At 69.4% G+C, this 14,603-nt stretch carries 12 protein-coding genes and 1 riboswitch; all 12 genes read right to left on the bottom strand.

Features of this window, described 5'->3' with window-relative positions:
* Positions 1 to 172 precede the first annotated feature (172 nt).
* Positions 173 to 2,323, bottom strand: coding sequence for a bifunctional hydroxymethylpyrimidine kinase/phosphomethylpyrimidine kinase (locus ACIQLD_RS18095; protein WP_402610243.1), 2,151 nt, complete (start codon positions 2,321 to 2,323; stop codon positions 173 to 175).
* Positions 2,320 to 3,168 (bottom strand): hydroxyethylthiazole kinase, encoded by an 849-nt coding sequence (gene thiM / locus ACIQLD_RS18090; RefSeq protein WP_402610241.1) that lies wholly within the window; start codon positions 3,166 to 3,168, stop codon positions 2,320 to 2,322. Before thiM ends, ACIQLD_RS18095 begins: the two co-directional genes overlap by 4 nt.
* Positions 3,159 to 3,253, bottom strand: a riboswitch (TPP riboswitch). (Overlaps the previous gene by 10 nt.)
* A gap of 6 nt (positions 3,254 to 3,259) precedes the next feature.
* Complete coding sequence (locus ACIQLD_RS18085) at positions 3,260 to 4,222, bottom strand: NAD-dependent epimerase/dehydratase family protein (RefSeq protein WP_402610239.1); 963 nt, start codon at positions 4,220 to 4,222, stop codon at positions 3,260 to 3,262.
* Between the two features lie 45 nt (positions 4,223 to 4,267).
* Positions 4,268 to 4,996 carry a DUF402 domain-containing protein gene (locus ACIQLD_RS18080; protein ID WP_402610237.1) on the bottom strand — a complete coding sequence of 243 codons (729 nt, stop codon included), beginning with the start codon at positions 4,994 to 4,996 and terminating at the stop codon, positions 4,268 to 4,270.
* A gap of 75 nt (positions 4,997 to 5,071) precedes the next feature.
* Positions 5,072 to 7,582, bottom strand: a complete 2,511-nt coding sequence (gene pheT / locus ACIQLD_RS18075; protein WP_402610235.1) for a phenylalanine--tRNA ligase subunit beta — start codon at positions 7,580 to 7,582, stop codon at positions 5,072 to 5,074.
* On the bottom strand, positions 7,582 to 8,622 hold the full coding sequence (gene pheS, locus ACIQLD_RS18070; protein ID WP_402610233.1) for a phenylalanine--tRNA ligase subunit alpha: 1,041 nt from the start codon (positions 8,620 to 8,622) through the stop codon (positions 7,582 to 7,584). The genes pheT and pheS overlap by 1 nt, the downstream gene beginning before the upstream one ends.
* A 42-nt stretch (positions 8,623 to 8,664) precedes the next feature.
* Entirely contained in the window at positions 8,665 to 9,567 is a 903-nt protein-coding gene (locus tag ACIQLD_RS18065; protein WP_402610230.1) for an amino acid ABC transporter permease, read from the bottom strand.
* Positions 9,564 to 10,211 carry an amino acid ABC transporter permease gene (locus ACIQLD_RS18060; RefSeq protein ID WP_021199764.1) on the bottom strand — a complete coding sequence of 216 codons (648 nt, stop codon included), beginning with the start codon at positions 10,209 to 10,211 and terminating at the stop codon, positions 9,564 to 9,566. The genes ACIQLD_RS18065 and ACIQLD_RS18060 overlap by 4 nt, the downstream gene beginning before the upstream one ends.
* Positions 10,212 to 10,292: 81 nt before the next feature.
* On the bottom strand, positions 10,293 to 11,210 hold the full coding sequence (locus ACIQLD_RS18055; RefSeq protein ID WP_402610227.1) for a glutamate ABC transporter substrate-binding protein: 918 nt from the start codon (positions 11,208 to 11,210) through the stop codon (positions 10,293 to 10,295).
* 55 nt (positions 11,211 to 11,265) lie between these two features.
* Positions 11,266 to 12,012 carry an amino acid ABC transporter ATP-binding protein gene (locus ACIQLD_RS18050; RefSeq protein WP_029260612.1) on the bottom strand — a complete coding sequence of 249 codons (747 nt, stop codon included), beginning with the start codon at positions 12,010 to 12,012 and terminating at the stop codon, positions 11,266 to 11,268.
* Between the two features lie 254 nt (positions 12,013 to 12,266).
* Positions 12,267 to 13,229: a TAXI family TRAP transporter solute-binding subunit gene (locus ACIQLD_RS18045; protein ID WP_402610225.1), complete on the bottom strand. Its 963-nt coding sequence runs from the start codon at positions 13,227 to 13,229 to the stop codon at positions 12,267 to 12,269.
* Complete coding sequence (locus ACIQLD_RS18040; protein WP_402610223.1) at positions 13,226 to 14,602, bottom strand: ATP-binding protein; 1,377 nt, start codon at positions 14,600 to 14,602, stop codon at positions 13,226 to 13,228. The genes ACIQLD_RS18045 and ACIQLD_RS18040 overlap by 4 nt, the downstream gene beginning before the upstream one ends.
* Position 14,603: the final 1 nt, after the last annotated feature.

The raw sequence follows: 14,603 nt of genomic DNA, 5'->3' as shown, positions 1-14,603 counted from the left end.
CGGCACTCGACCGCCGTGCGTGCACAGGCAGGAGGGCGGGGTCGCCTACAGTCGGCGGCCGCGGCGTCGGCGCACAGCGATGACGCTCGGAGCGAGCGTCGAAGAAGCGGTGGCGGCCGAAGGCATGTCGCGACAGTAGCGCGGCCTCGGCAGCCACCGCAAATCCGTTCCGTCATCTGAGACTCTGCGGACCCATCGGCGCGGCGAAGAAGGCGAGCTCGTGCGCGCTCGACACCACGAACGCCCGGCGCATGTGCGCGCGGGTTGCGGCGTCGGCCCGTGCCGCCGCTCCGGAGGCGTAGGCGATCGCCGTCTCGGTCGCCTCCTCGAACGCGGGGTCGGCGTACGTCGCGAGCCAGGAGGCGAAGGGATGATGCGGATCCCGCGCATACTCGCCGAACTCCCCGGCGTGCAGGCGTCGTCCGAGATCGGTGTAGAGCCAGAAACAGGGAAGGACGGCCGCGACGATCTCGGCGTAGTCGCCGCCGAACGCGACGGAGCGCAGGTGATCGAGGTATGCAGTGGTCGCCGGCCCCGGTTCGGCGGCGAATGTCGCCGCGCTCACCCCCCGAGCCGGCGTCAGCCATGACGCGTGCAGCTCGAGCTCGCCCACGATCGAGCCGTGCGCGGATTGCGCCCAGAAGCCCTGTTCGGCGGACGTCGGTGCGAGCCGGGCGGCCTCGGCGAGCACCCGGGCGTACTCGCGCAGATACAGCGCATCCTGCGCGAGATAGGACAGGAAGGGCCCCCGTTCCAGCGACCCCTCGGCGAGCGCCCGGATGAAAGGGAGCTCGTCGATCTCCGTGCGGATCTCCGCGATCTCCTGCCACCACTCTGCGGCGACGTCGTCCGCGGCCGGTCGGGTCTGCGCCGCCGCACGTTCCCGGAGTCCGGCGAAGTGGTCGACCGGCCCGTGCCCGCGCCCCACTCGCAGCGTGTCGCCTGCGCGCAGGGATTCACGGAGCCAGGCGCGTGCGGCGCGAACCGCATCGGCCGGCTCCTCTCCGCGGGCGAGAAGGGTGGCGAGCGCGGACGACAGCGAACAGCCGGTGCCGTGCGTGTTCCTGGTCGGGATCCGAGGCCCGGTGAACTCCTGGCGCGCCCCACGACGCGCGTCGACCAGCGCATCCGGAGCCGTGTCGCCGACGAGATGTCCTCCCTTGACCAGGACAGCCGCCCCCATCTCCGCCGACAGCCGCTCCGCCGCGGAGACCGCGTCCTCCCAGTCGGCGATGTCGCGGCCGGCCAGCACCGCCAGCTCGGCGAGGTTCGGGGTGACCAGGGTCGCGCGCACGAGGAGCTCGCGCAGGGCTCGTTCCGCATCTGCATCCAGCAATCGATCGCCGGAGGTCGCCACCATCACGGGATCGAGCACGACGACCGGCGGACGCACCTCGTCGAGCCAGGCCCCCACCACGCGGATGACCTCGGTGTCGGCGAGCATCCCGATCTTCACGGCGTCGATCACGATGTCGTCCGACACCGCATCCAACTGAGCGCGGAGGAAGTGCGCGGGCGGCACGTGCACGGCGCGCACGCCCTGCGTGTTCTGAACCGTCAGCGCGGTGAGGACCGCCATGCCGTATCCGCCGTTCGCGGCGATGGACTTGAGGTCGGCCTGGATGCCCGCTCCCCCGGACGGATCGCTGCCGGCGATGCTGAGCACCCTCGGCACGGCGCCGGCGAGCCAGCGCCGGCGGAACTCCCCCGCCGTGGCCCCGGGATCGTCGGCGGTGCACAGAACCGAGACGACGGCGAGCCCGGCCGCACCGGCTTCGCGAAGGGATTCCGTGTCATCGATGCCGACGCCGCCGATCGCCACGCACGGCAGTGGGCTGTTCCGCACGAAGTCACGGAAGCCGTCGATGCCGAGAGGTGCGGGATGATCGGGCTTGGTCGTGGTGGGCCGGATCACGCCGACACCCAGATAGTCGACGGTGCCTGCGGGCAGAGCGCCGACCGCGTCGAGATGTGCAGGAGTGTTCGCGGTGAGACCGATCAGCGCGTCGGGCCCGAGCACCTCACGCGCGCGCAGCACCGAGGCATCGCCCTGTCCCAGGTGCACGCCGTCGACCCGCGCACCCCGTTCCCTGGCCGCGACCGCGGCGTCCAGCCGGTCGTTCACGACGAGCAGCGCCCGGCCGTCGATCACCCGCGACAGCGCGATCAGCTGATCGACCGTCTCGGCGTCGGTCGCGGCCTTGTCGCGCAACTGCACGATGCGAACCCCGCCGTCGACCGCTCGGCGCACGGTCTCGACGACACCCCGATCCCCGCAGAGCGCCGCGTCCGTGACGAGGTAGAGCGAGAGATCGGCGTTCACCGGTCACCGCCTTCGACGCGTGCACCGGATCTGATGTCATCGGGTCCCACCGCAGCGAGCGCATCCAGCAAGGCGACGGCGAAGCTGCCCGGCCCCGCGGATACCGCAGCGGCGTGCTCGGCAGCGATCGTGTAGACGAGGCTCGCGGATGCCACGGCGGTGAGCGCATCATGCTCGGTCGCGCCGGCCGCTCCGAGGAAGGCGGCCATCACCGCACCGAGAGCGCATCCCCCGCCGGTCACGCGGGTCAGCAGCTCGTGACCGTTGGCCAGGCGCAGCACCCGTCGCCCGTCGGTGATGAGGTCGATCGGCCCCGACACCGCGACCACCGCGCCCGTGACACGAGCGAGCGACGAGGCGGCATCGGCTGCGGACTCCGTGCTGTCGGTGGCGTCCACCCCGCGTCCCCCCACGCTGAGCCCGGCAAGGGCGAGGATCTCGGAGGCGTTGCCGCGGATCGCCGTCGGCCGTTGCGAGGCGAGCTGGTGTGCGAGAGCGGTGCGCACGGGGAGCACGCCGATCGCCACGGGGTCGAGCACCCAGGGTGTACCGGATGCGGCGGCGCCGGCAACCGCCTCCAGACTCGCCGCCTGCTGCTCTGGCGTGGGGGTCCCCAGGTTGATCAGCACTCCGGAGGCGACTCCGGCGAACATCCCCGCCTCATCGACGATGTCGACCATCGCGGGGGCGGCCCCCAGCGCCAACAGTACGTTGGCGGTGAATCCCGTGACGACCGCATTGGTGATGCAGTGCGTCAACGGGGGCGTCTCGCGCAGCACCTCCAGCAGGGTCGCGGCGGAACCCGCGAGGTCGGGGGTGGAATCTGGACGCAGAAGATCGCTCATCGCGACATCCCTTCGCTAGTACGAACTAGATCAGGTTCGACGGGTCTGTTCTCAGCCGCGGATTGCGGCACCCCGTGTCACTGCTCGCAGTCTAGCGATCGGCCAGCAGCGCCCGCTCCTCCGCCCGTGTGAGTCCTGCGCGGCGTTCCCGGTCGATGCCGCGTGCCCGTTCGTCGGCCATGACACGCTCGATCGTGTCCGTGAGCGGACGAAGTCGTCCCCCGCTCGCGTGGAATGCGCTGTTCGAGCGGGTCATGAAGCCGCTCATGCCGATCGGAAGCCACAAGGGCAGGGACCGCGGTCCCGCCCAGTACTCGACATCGTGCGCACGGAGCCATCCCTCGTCCGCGACCGCCACGGAGCCGGTGTGACCAGCCGCGAGCCGAACCGCACCCAGCACATCGGCGAGGGGGTGCTCATCGCCCACGCCGTTGACGGCGCCGGTGCGTGTGGTCGCGACGATGAACGCCGCGAGATCGTCGACATCGACGACCTGCGCGCTCCTTCCCGCGAGCGGCGGCAGCAGCACGGCTTCCGTGCCTGCGCGTGCGAACGCCGCGGCCCAGTACCCGAACCGGTCGCTGGGGTCACCGTCACCCACGATGAGCCCAGGGCGCACGATGAAGCCGCGGTCTCCGAGCCGCGTGACAGCGTCTTCAGCTGCCGCCTTCTGCGCGCCGTAGTCGTACTCGTCGCCCGGGCTCGCGGCCGGATGTCGCGGAGCCGCCTCGTCCGCTCCGACCGTCTCGTCGTCGGAGTACACCGAGACGGACGACACGTACGTCCAACGCCCCGCCCGATCGCCGAGCAGGTCGACCGCTCGCTCGACCTGCACCGCGTGGGACGAGACGTCCACGACGTGATCCCAGTCCTGCCGCGCGAGGTCGGTGTAGACGTCGGCATCCTCTCGATCGCCTCGCACGAGCACGGCACCCGCAGGGGTCGGGCGGGAGCCACGGGCGAGACACGTGACTGCGGCGCCTTCATCGACCCATCGCCGGGCGATGCGCCCGGAGAGCCAGCCCGTACCGCCGAGGATCAGAACATCCGTCATGAGTCCATGTCATCAGGTGGCGGAGGCCGCGGGAAGCTCTTCCGCTCAGAGCAGAGTGGTGCGCGGGCTCAACCGGTCCAGGCCTGCGAGCACCGGAACGGTCCATGCGGGGTCGGGCCGCCAACGCACCCATTCCGAATCGAAAGGCCAGTCATCGGATTCGAACGAGGCGATCGCCGCATCCGCGTGCCGCTCGATCTGCGCGGCCTGCTCGGGACTGAGCCGCCCCTGCTGGATCGCGGCGACGACCTCGTCCTCGTCTTTGAGATGGATCCCGCCCTCCGGATCGATCTCGACGTCGAGGATGTGGTCGGACGAATAGGTGTCGTGATCGGTGCGACGATGCGCGTTCTCGAGATTCACATACCAGCCGGCGAAGGACCAGTCCGGGCCTGTGGTGTCGCTCCAGAACAACCAGACCGACCACGGCAGCCCGGCGGGGGCGATGCACAGCACCCCGTTGCCCCTCCACGGCTCGACGATGCGCGTCCGCGGCTCGAGCCAACGCCGATCGAGCGGCACCTGGCGCACGCGCTGTCCGTCGGCAGACCCCGGGGCCTCCTGCAGCGTTCCGGGTGCGAGCCAGGCCACGAGTCCCCGCTCGTCGTCGCGCACCACGCGCATCGGGGAGATCCTGGAGGGCTCCCCCGGCTGCCATCCCGGTTTCCGATAGTGCCAGTCGATCTGCGCACCGGGCTCGAGGAATGGTCCCTCCCCGAGCGGCCGCGAGTCATCCGGGACGGCGGCCGGAGTGCCCTGGGGGAGGATTCTCATCCCGCCACGGTACTCCGGCACCGACCGGATTCCTCTGAGCGACGACACGGTTCGCCCCGCGCCGCCCTCCCGCACTCAGTCGCGCAGAGCGGCTCCGAAGCGCTGCGCGGCGACCTCGACACCGGCGAGCTTGGCCTCGGTGGCCTCGGCCGCTGTGAGCGTGCGGTCGTCGGCACGGAAGCGCAAGGCGAACGTCAGGCTCTTCGAGCCTTCCGGCACGCCTTCCCCGCGATAGTCGTCGACGAGACGCACCGATTCCAGCAGCGCACCGGCACCCTCGGCGAGAGCCGCCTGCACATCCGCGGCGGGAACCTCTGCCGGCAGCGTGAGCGAGACGTCCTGCGTGGCAGCGGGGAACGTCGACAGCGACGCAGCGACGACGCGACCACCGGCGAGCGACAGGATGCGATCGAGATCGAGCTCGAACACGGTCGCACGCCCTGGAAGGTCGGCGCCCTCCGCCACGGCGGGATGCAGCTCGCCGACGTAGCCGACCTCTTCACCCGCGACCCGGAGCGATCCGGTGCGTCCGGGGTGGAGGGCAGCGCGCTCGGCCTGCACCACGTCGATGTCGACGCCGACCGCCGCCGCGATCACGCGGACCGCATCAAGTGCCTCGACGAGACCTGCGGCCTCGGCGGGGCGGCCGGGCTGACGCGGCGCGACATGGCCGGTGAGCAGCGCGGAGATGAACCGGTGCTGTGGCGGGATTGATGCGTTCAAGGCGGCGAGCGTCTCATCGGACGGGCGCTCACCCAGCGGCGGCACCTCTTCCGTGCCGTACTCGACGCCCGGCTCGGGCAGGAACACGACACCGGTCTCGAAGATCGCGAGGTCGGTAAGCCCGCGCGAGATGTTGCGGTGCGCGGTCTGCAGCAGCCCGGGAATGAGCGAGCGGCGCAGATACGGCGCCTGCCCGTCGAGCGGGTTCGCCAACCGGATGCTCGGCAGGTGCTCCCCCGACGCCGACCCGTGAAGGTCGTTCTGCGCGTCGGTGGTGAACGGGAAGGCCGGTGTCTCGACGAGCCCGGCGGCAGCGAGCGCATCGGCCACGCGGCGGCGACCCTGCTGGTGGGCGGTGAGGCCACGACCGGACGGGGGCGTCGGCAGCACCGAGGGGATGCGGTCGAGCCCGTGGATGCGGGCGACCTCCTCGGCGAGCGTCCACTTGTCGGTGAGGTCGGGCCGCCAGGTCGGCGGGATCACGGTCCAACCTGAACCCGCATCCGACGCCGTGACATCCGCGCCGATGGTGGTCAGAGCGCCGGTGATCTCGTCGTCGGAGTAGTCGACGCCGATGAGCCCCTGCACGAATCCGGCGGGGAGCTCGATCTCGCCGACGAAGATCTCGGCGAACAGCGCGCCGCCCTCCTCCGTGAGCGTGCCGCCGGCGAGCTCGACCATGAGGTCGGCAGCACGACGGGCGGCGACGAACGGGATCAGCGGGTCGACGCCGCGCTCGAAGCGCTTGGATGCCTCGCTGGGCAGCTTGTGTCGACGCGCCGAACGGGCGATGGTCGTGGGGTCGAAATTCGCCGCCTCGATCAGCACGTTCCGCGTGGTGTCGCTCATCTCGGTCGTACCGCCGCCCATGACGCCGGCAAGGCCGATCGGGCCGGACTCGTCGGTGATGAGGAGGTCTTCCGCATGCAGCGAGCGCTCGACGCCGTCGAGCGTGGTCATCTTCTCGCCGGGGGTCGCACGGCGCACCGTGATGCCGCCGGTGAGCTTGTCGAGGTCGTAGCCGTGCAGCGGCTGGCCGAGCTCGAGCATCACGTAGTTGGTGATGTCGATCAGCACGCCCAGCGAGCGCATGCCCGCAAGGCTGAGCCGCGCGACCATCCACGGCGGCGTCGGACGCGAGGGATCGACACCGCGGACGACGCGGGTCACGAACTCGCTCGCACCCACGTTCCCGCGCACGGGGGCGACGTCGTCGACCACGGCCGTGTGCCCGGTGCCGGGCTGCAGCTCGGCGAAATCGCGCTCGGCGGGGTCGCGGAAGGTCGCCCCCGTGGCGTGCGCGTACTCACGGGCCACACCGCGCAGCGAGAAGGCGTAGCCGCGATCGGGCGTGACGTTGATCTCCACCGCGATGTCGTCGAGGCCGAGCAGAGCGATCGCATCGGTGCCGACGGGCGCGTCGATGCCGAGATCCGCCAGCACCACGATGCCGTTGTGCTCGTCGCCGAGACCCAGCTCGCGGGCCGAGGCGATCATGCCGTCCGACACATGGCCGTAGGTCTTGCGCGCGGCGATCGGGAACGGGCCGGGCAGCACGGCGCCGGGCAGCGTCACGACGACCTTGTCGCCGGCGACGAAGTTGTGCGCACCGCAGACGATCCCGCGGATGCCGCCGTTCGCCTCGCCCACATCGACCTGGCACCAGTTGATGGTCTTGCCGTTGGACTGCGGCTCGGCCTCGAGCGAGACGACCTGCCCGACGACCACGGGACCGGAGATGTCGAAGCGGTGCACGTCCTCTTCCTCGAAGCCGACGGTCACCAATGCCGCGAGGACGTCCTCGGGCGTGGCATCCGCTGCCAGATCGACGTACTCACGCAGCCACGAAAGCGGGACGCGCATCACACCACCATCCCGTACTGCTCGCTGAATCGGACATCGCCCTCGGCCATGTCGCGCATGTCCTGGACGTCGCTGCGGAACATCAGTCCCCGCTCGATGCCCATGCCGAACGCGAAGCCGCTGTACACCTCGGGGTCGATCCCGGCCGCGCGCAGCACGTTCGGGTTGACCATGCCGCAGCCGCCCCACTCGATCCAGCGCGCGCCGCCCTTGAAGGTCGGGTGCCACAGGTCGAGCTCGGCGGAGGGCTCGGTGAAGGGGAAGTAGTTGGTGCGGAAGCGCGTCTTGGCCTCGGGGCCGAAGAGCTGCTTGGCGAAGTGATCGAGTGTGCCCTTGAGGTGCGCCATCGTGATGCCCTTGTCGATCACGAGGCCCTCGAACTGGGTGAACACCGGAAGGTGCGTGGCATCGAACTCGTCGGTGCGGTACACGCGACCCGGGCACAGCACGTAGATCGGTACATCGCGGTCGAGCATCGATCGCACCTGCACGGGGCTCGTGTGCGTGCGCATCACGAGGTGGCGCGAGGTCGGATCGACGTAGAACGTGTCCTGCTCCTGGCGGGCGGGGTGGTCGACGTCGAAGTTCAGGGCGTCGAAATTGAACCACTCGTGCTCGAGCTCCGGTCCCTCCGCGATCTCCCAGCCCATGCCGACGAAGATGTCGCAGACCTGGTCCTGGAGCAGGGTGAGCGGATGGCGGGCACCGACGCGGGTGCGCGACGGCACGGCGGTGATGTCGACCCGCTCGGCCTCGAGCCGCGCAGCGACCTCGGCCTGTGCCAGCTCGGCTTCCTTCGCCGCCAGCGCCTGCGTCACCTGCCCGCGTCCCTGACCCACGAGCTTGCCGAACGCGGCCTTGTTCTCGGGGGCGACCTGTCGCATCGAGGCGTTCAGGACCGCGAGCGGCGATCCGTCGGCGACGTGTGCAGCGCGGGCTGCTTTCAGCTCGGCGGTATCGGTGGCTGCGGCGATCGCCGCGAGGGCGTCGGCGACAGCGGCTTCGACCGCTTCCGGGGTGATTTCAGGAGACTCTGACACGAGAATCGAGTCTACCGGGGGCGCGTGGGTCGCTTTCGCGGATCAGCGCTGCGCCTCGGACCCGTCGCCCTGCAGGACGATCAGCGAGGTGTTCGTCTCGCCGCCGTGCTGACGGGGGTCGGGCACCGCCGGCCCGGCCTTCGGCGAGCGCTTGGCGCGTCGCTGCAGGCGGTAGGCGATGTAGGAGAGCAACAGACACACGGCCACGTACATCGATCCGCCGACGATCGCCGCGGGGATCAGCGGGGATCCGTAGGGCGCCTGGTTGCCGATCTGGTTGATGACGTACAGCAGCTCCTGGTACGTGATGATGAACCCGAGCGCGGTGTCCTTGAGCGCCACGACGAGCTGCGCGATGATCACCGGCATCATGGCCCGCACGGCCTGCGGGATCAGGATGAAATACATCACCCCGGTCTTACGCAGACCGATCGCGTAGCCGGCTTCTCTCTGCCCACGCGGCAGCGACTCGATGCCGGCGCGCAGCACCTCGGCGAGCACGGAGCCGTTGTACACGATCAGAGCGATCACGACGGCCCAGTAGGGCGGCATCTTCACACCGATCACGGGAAGGCCGTAGTACAACAGCATCATCAGGATGAGCACGGGCACCGCTCGCAGCACCTCGATGATCCACCGGACGGGCTCACGCACCCAGGCGTGCTCCGACAGGCGGCCGATACCGAGCAGGAAGCCGAGGACGATAGACCCGATGCCGGCGACCGCGAACGCGGCGAGCGTGGCCAGCAGCCCTTCGCCGAAGCGGACCCAGACGGCGGAGAACGTGAAGATGTTCCACTTCTCGGCGGAGAACTGTCCGGTGGCGAACAGCCTCCACACGACCCAGCCGAGCACGGCGAGGACGACGAGGACCGTGGCGGCTCCGATGAGCCGGTTGCGGGCGATGGCGCGGGGGCCGGGGACGTCGAAAAGGACGGAACTCATCGCGCGATCCTCCACTTGTTCTCGAGAACGCGCTGCACCCAGGCGAGCAGCAGCACCAGCACCACGAAGACGACCATGACCCAGAGCAGCACGGCCAGAGCGTTCTCACCCTGCTCGCTCAATGCCGCTCGGATGGTGCCGAGGTTGGCGACGGAGAAGCCCGCAGCCACCGTGGTGTTCTTCATGAGGGCGATGAGGACGCTCATCATGGGCGGGACGACGGAGCGCGTCGCCTGCGGCAGCACGACGTAGCGCATGACCTGGCCGAAGTTCAGGCCGATCGCTCGCGCAGCCTCGGCCTGACCGACCGGCACGGTGTTGATGCCGGCTCGCAGCGCCTCGGCGACGTAGGTCGCGGTGTAGATGCCGAGAGCGGCCACTGCCAGAGGCAGGGGGTTGACCCGCTCCCCCAGCAGGATCGGGAGGCAGAACGCGAAGAAGAACATGACGAGCGTCAGCGGGGTGTTGCGGATCCAGTTGACGTACACGCCGCCGACGGCGCGGGCGATCGGAACCGGAGACACACGCGCGGCTCCGACGATCAGTCCGAGGACCAGCGCGATGATGCCGCCACCCAGGAACAGCACGATGGTTCCCCACAGTGCCTCTCCCCAGAGGTCGAGGTGGTCGGTGATGACTCCCACTGCTGCTCCTGTCGATTCGGGTTCTCGGGTGGTTCGTGCCGATGAGCGGGGCGGTCGACCGCGTCGACCGCCCCGCCGGGATCAACCGATCGGGTCGACCTCGGGCTGGGTCGCCTTGACGCCGGACGCGCCGAGGTTGTTGTCGAAGATCTGCTGCCAGATCTCGCCGCCGTCGGTCAGCTGCGTGTTGAAGTACTCGGCCAGAGCGTCGTCGCCCTTGGCGAGTCCGATGCCGTAGCGTTCCTCGCTGAAGGGCTCGCCGACGACCTTCAGGTTGTCCGGGTCCTGGGCCGCGTAGCCGATGAGGATCGCCTCGTCGGTCGTGACGGCGTCGACCTGACCGTTCTTCAGGTCCTCGACGCACTTCGAGTACGTGTCGTACTCCTTGGTGGGCACGTCGGGGTAGTTCGTCTTGATGTTCTGGATCGGCGTCGATCCGGTCGCCGAGCAGACCGTCGTCTCCGCGCTCAGGTCGTCGACGCTCTTGATGTCGCTGTCGGCGCCGACGAGGAGGCCCTGACCCGTGACGAAGTAGGGACCGGCGAAGGAGATCTGCTCCTTGCGCTTGTCGGTGATCGAGTACGTGCCGACGTAGTAGTCGATGTCGCCGTTCACGATGGCCTGCTCGCGGTTTGCGGAGGCGATCGCCTGGAACTCGATCTTCTCCGGGTCGATGCCGAGTGATGCCGCCATCCAGCGCGCGATGTCGACATCGAATCCGGTGCGGTCGCCGGTCACCGGGTCGAGGTACCCCAGACCCGGCTGATCCTCCTTGACGCCGACCTTGACCGTGCCTGCCGACTCGATCCGGTCGAACGTCGGGCTTCCCTCGATGCTGACATCGGTCAGCACCGTCCACGGCGTGCTGCTGGAGGTGTCGCCCTCGTCGCCGCCCTCCGGGGCTCCCGTGCTGGACGGCGTGCCGCTGTTGCACGCCGTGAGCGCCAGCAGCGCGGCCGCTGCGATTCCGATACCTGCCAGTGTCCGTGTGCGTCGCATGTGCGTCTCCTTCGTGTGCTGTGTGTGCAGGGTCTGTGTGGTCGGTGCGGGGGCGTCAGTGCGTGAGGAGCTTCGAGAGGAAGTCCTTGGCGCGGTCGCTCTTCGGGTGCGTGAAGAACTCCTCGGGAGTCGCCTCCTCCACGATCCGTCCGTCAGCCATGAAGACGACCCGGTCGGCCGCCTTGCGAGCGAAGCCCATCTCGTGGGTGACGACGATCATCGTCATGCCGTCCTGGGCCAGCTCGACCATGACGTCGAGGACCTCGTTGATCATCTCCGGGTCGAGGGCGCTGGTCGGCTCGTCGAACAGCATCACCTTGGGCTGCATAGCGAGAGCGCGGGCGATCGCCACGCGCTGCTGCTGTCCACCGGACAGTTGCGCCGGGAGCTTCGATGCCTGCTGCGCCACGCCCACGCGTTCGAGCAGCACCATCGCCTCCTTCTCGGCATCGGCCTTCTTGAGGCCGCGGACCTTGATCGGGCCGAGAGTCACGTTCTCGAGGATCGTGAGGTGGGCGAAGAGGTTGAACGACTGGAACACCATGCCGACGTCGGCGCGGAGGTGTGCGAGGCCCTTCCCCTCAGCCGGCAGTTCCTTACCGTCGATGCGGATGGTGCCGCTCGTGATCGTCTCGAGGCGGTTGATCGTGCGGCACAGGGTCGACTTGCCGGAGCCCGACGGGCCGATCACGACGACGACCTCTCCCGAGTTGACGGTCAGGTCGATGTCGGTGAGCGCCTGGAAGTCGCCGTAGTGCTTCTGGACGTTCTCGACCACGACGAGCGGGGTATCAGAGGTCATCATTTCTCCAAACTAGCCACGTCGGACGCGGGTCTCCAGGCACCTCGGTGAGATTTACACGTTCGTAATCACCTGATCGCGGCACCAATGCTGCGGTGCATGGGTACCCCGCGGCCCGCCCCCACGGGCCGCGGAATCGTCCTGCTGCAACGCCCCAACGACAGTTGAGCAACAGGCGACGATCGTGCGCGATCGACCTCACACTGGCAGAGCGTCGACCCCGGTGTCAGACTTCTTGAGGATTTCTTGAGCAGTCAGCCGCGCTGATCCCGGTAGTAGTCGGCCGCGCCGGGATGCAGCGGGACGGGACCGGTGAAGATCGCCGAGCGACGGTCCAGCAGCGCGGCCGTCGGCACCTCCCCCGCGATGCGCAGACGCGCCTCGAACAATCCGGCGAGAACGTCACGGGCGACGGCATCAGGGGTGGAGGTTGCGGTGACGAGGTAGTTGGGTACCGCCATCGTGGGCGCGGAGTCCTCCAGGCCGTAGGTGCCGGCTGGGACGTCGGCCGGCCGGTACGCATGCGAATAGCGCTCGTTCACCTCGTTGACCCACTCCTGCTCGATCGGAAGCAGGCGGACCGATGACCTCTCCGAGAGCTCGGCGACCCCCGGGGTGGGCAGCCCGCCGACCCAGAAGAAGCCGTCGATGTCGCCGCGCTCCATCGCCTCGATCGAGGCGCTGAGATCGAGCTGGGGGTTGCGGACGGTGCTGAGATCGACACCTGCCGCATCGAGCACCCGCGCGGCGATCACGTTCACTCCGGAGTTCTCCGCACCAAGGGAGATCGTGCGGCCGGCCAGATCGCCGATATCGGCGATCTCCGAGTCTCCGCGCACCACGATCTGCACGTACTCGTCGTACAGACGGGCGAGCGCCTGTACCTCCAGCGGCTCGTCGAAGGCGCCGGTGCCGGCGACCGCGTCCGCCGCGGCATCCCCCTGCGCGAACCCGATCAGGGCCTCCCCCGCGCTCACCCGCAGCAGGTTGTCGACGGAGCCAGCCGTCTCCTGCGCGATCATCCTGATGTGGAGTGATCCTGACAGCTCGTCGGCCAGCTGGCTGCCGTAGTCGTAGTAGACACCGGTGGACCCGCCGCTGGCGATGGTGTATTCGTCATCGGTCCACTCGCTCGCGCGCGGCGCGCATGAGGTCAGGCCGCCGAGCAGCGTAAGCGCGAGCGCGCCGGCGATGAGCCGCCGAGCGACGCCCCTCATGGCGTCGTCCCGTCGTGGAGCACGAGCGCGACGGCGAGACCGCCGCCCTCGGCTGCGGCGACGGCCAGTTCGCCACCGACCGTCGCGAGCAGGTCGCTCGCGATGGCGAGTCCGAGACCGGACCCCGGTGTGTCTCCGCTATCGGCGCTGCGCCAGAACCGGTCGGTCGCGGCCGCGGCCTGCTCCTCCGTCAGCCCCGGACCGTGGTCGCGGACGGTGATCCGGCAGACCTGGCCCTCCCGTTCCGCGCCGATCTCGATCCGCGCACCCTCGGGGGAGAACTTCACGGCATTGTCGATCACGGCATCCAGCGCACTCTCCACGATCGTCCGGTCGGTCACGCTCATCACCGAGGATGCCCCCGTCGGACGCAAGCCGACCCCACGCTGTGCGGCGACGTCGCGCCAGGCATCCAGGCGGCGGGCGGCGAGGGTCGCGAGGTCGACGGCGGAGATGGTCGAGTCACCGCGTCCGCCGCGAGCGAGGCCGAGAAGAGTCTCGAGGATGCGGGTCATCCGTCGCCCCTCCTCCCGCGTCTCCTCGACATCGCCCTGCCACTCCGTGCCGAGCCCGGTCGCCAGGTGTTCGACACGCAGAAGCAGTGCGTTGAGCGGGTTGCGCAGCTCATGCGAGGCGTTCAGCGCGAACTCCTGCTGGCGTGTCATCACCCGCTCGATCTCATCCGCCATCCCGTTGAACACCTGCGCCATTCGGCGCAGCTCCGGCGGACCGTCGTCCGCGGCGACGCGCGCATCCATCTCGCCCCGCTCGATCGCGACCATCGCCTCATCGAGCCGGCGGACCGGAGAGAGCACCCATCGGGCGAGGCGGAACACGAGCAGCACCCCGAGCGCGATGAGCACCAGCGCGATCGCGGAGATGAGCAGGATCTGCTGCAGGATCGCCGTCCGTGGCGCCTCCGCGTCTCCCGCGACCAGCACCGCGCCGATCACGTCACCGTCGTCGAACACCGGCTCCGCCAGAGCGGCATCCGCGACGGTCCACGGGAACACGACCGTCGGCTGTTCGGCGCGACGCCCGGAGAGTGCCAGCCTGACCCGCTCGGCATCCTCTTCCGGAAGCGCCGCCGGATCCTGCTCACCCGCCGCCCACACGCTGCCACCGAGATCGAAGACCGTGACCTCGATTCCGTAGACCTCTCGGAAGCGTGTGACCTCGGCGTCGATAACGGCGGCGCTGCCCGACCGCAGCGCCTGACGTGCACTCGTGACGAAGTACCCCAGGTCACCGAGCTGCTGCGTGTAGAACGCCTGCTGGACGCTGTGCGCGGCGCTCCACCCCGCCGCCCCGCCGAGGGCTGCCACGATCGCGACGAGTGGTACGAGGAAGACGATGATCAGACGGCGCCGCATG

Source organism: Microbacterium sp. NPDC091662 (assembly GCF_044756705.1).
In the GTDB taxonomy this organism is placed as follows: domain Bacteria; phylum Actinomycetota; class Actinomycetes; order Actinomycetales; family Microbacteriaceae; genus Microbacterium.
The sequence above is the reverse complement of the archived record's forward strand: the minus strand, read 5'-3'. Positions and strand labels throughout refer to the sequence as shown.